The organism is Verrucomicrobiales bacterium (assembly GCA_016793885.1).
GTDB lineage: Bacteria > Verrucomicrobiota > Verrucomicrobiia > Limisphaerales > UBA11320 > UBA11320.
This window is the reverse complement of the sequence record JAEUHE010000070.1, coordinates 1-1736: the sequence shown is the minus strand read 5'-3', so window position 1 is coordinate 1736 and position 1736 is coordinate 1. Positions and strand designations below refer to the sequence as shown.

General features: G+C 56.3%; 2 protein-coding genes. One reads left to right on the top strand and one right to left on the bottom strand.

Annotated elements, in window-relative coordinates; translation table 11 throughout:
• The coding region (locus JNN07_08875) for an HPP family protein (protein ID MBL9167838.1) at positions 1 to 418 on the top strand (418 nt) is incomplete at its 5' end.
• Between the two features lie 217 nt (positions 419 to 635).
• Here JNN07_08875 and JNN07_08870 read toward each other — a convergent pair.
• On the bottom strand, positions 636 to 1736 hold a 1101-nt coding region (locus JNN07_08870), incomplete at its 5' end, for a glycoside hydrolase family 97 catalytic domain-containing protein (GenBank protein MBL9167837.1).

Here is a 1736-nt window from a genome sequence, read left to right as displayed (position 1 = left end):
CCTGGCGGCGTCGGTTGCCGTGGGCCTCTCGATCGGAGCGATGCATCAGCTAAAGTGCATCCATCCACCAGGAGGTGCCACGGCGTTTACTGCTGTCATGGGAGGGAGTGCGATCCGTCAACTTGGATTTCATTTTGTTATCTTCCCGGTGTTGGCCAATGCGGTGTTCATGGTCGCCATCGCCGTTCTCATTAACGGCTCATTCAAGTGGAGGCGGTATCCGTCGATTTTGAGCTACCCAGCTTCACCACCCCCTTCGCCGTCAGCCAAGGATGCGACCACGCCGACACATGAAGAAATCCTGGCAGCAGTCAAGTCGCTGGACTCCTTTGTGGACATCAGCGAGGAGGAGCTGATTCATTTGGTGGAGATCCTCAAGCGGCACGTCGGGAAAGTGGACAGTGATGGTTGCGGCTGATAAGCCATGTTGGACCTGTGAACGAGGCGTGCGGGCGGGGAAGTAGCTTTTAAGAATGAATCGAGCGGGAACTGGGCGTGGATCTTCCCTCCTTGACCTATCGTGCGTAAGTCGTTGGCGCTGCCTCAGGCGGCCTGCCGGACATACTGATGATGCTATGAGTCTTGCGAGAGGTGCGGAAGTCGCCGCTTACTAAGCAAAGCTCGTCGCCCTCGGCTTACCGTGACCAGGAAAGTTTAGCAACAAATCCACCGTCGAGGGCCACGCGAATCCGAAGTTGATCTCCCGAACTGACGCGGGAACGGGTGTGGACAAGGTGGTTCGGGTCCTTGTCGGTGTCGTTCGCATCTTTCCAGATTTCAGCGTCGAATGAGCCTCTTCCCAGGAACTCCAGCGGAATTTCCAGGTCGCGGGGCTGAACGGCCGACATGCCACCGAGATACCAGTCACTCCCCTTGCGACGAGCGGTCACTAACACCTCACCCACCCGACCTATTAAAACGCGCGTCTCGTCCCACCAGGTCGGCACAGTTCTCAAAAAATCAAACCCGAGCTGACCCTCGTACGCAGTAGGATAATCCGCGACCATGGGGTTCGGGTTGTCGAAGCAGACATACATCGCAAGATGATGCCCTCGGGTTCCAAGGACATTCGGGGCAACGCCTTTAGGTTGGAACCGATCGCGCAAAACGGAGCGGAAACCCCCGAGATGATAGTCCATGCGACCGGCAACCAAGCGAGTGAATGCCATCCTGAGGTTGTGCTCCGGGGTGCATCGGTCGCTCCATTTCAGATACTCCAAGTTCAAGGCACCTTCATGGTTCATCAAGTTGGGAAAGGTTCTCTCCAGGCCGGTGGGCTTCCAGATTCCATGGAGCTGGATTAGGAGGTGGTGTTTGGCAGCTGATTTCAGAATAGACTCGGCGAACTCTACAGAGTCTTGGTCATCGTGGTCAAAAAAGTCGACCATCATCCCGCTCCATCCTTGTTTCTGGAAAGCGGCGAACGCCTCTTCGACCCGCCCTCGCAGTGCCCCCTGATGAACCCAGGTCCAAAGTCGAACGTTCTTCGAATCGGCGTATCGATGGATGGCTTTCAAATCAAAACCTGGGCGAGGTCGGGTTACGTCCGTGTCCGGACCCGGCTCCACCCCTGGTTTGGACTGGTGATACCACGGCGTGGTCACGCCTTCGGTGGAGGTGATGGAATGGGTTAGGATGCCTTCACGAGAACAGAAATCGATGTATTTTTTGTTCATCGCGAACGAGAGCATGGGTGTGCCAGGCTGCCCATCGTAGACGTCGCCATTCCACCAGTG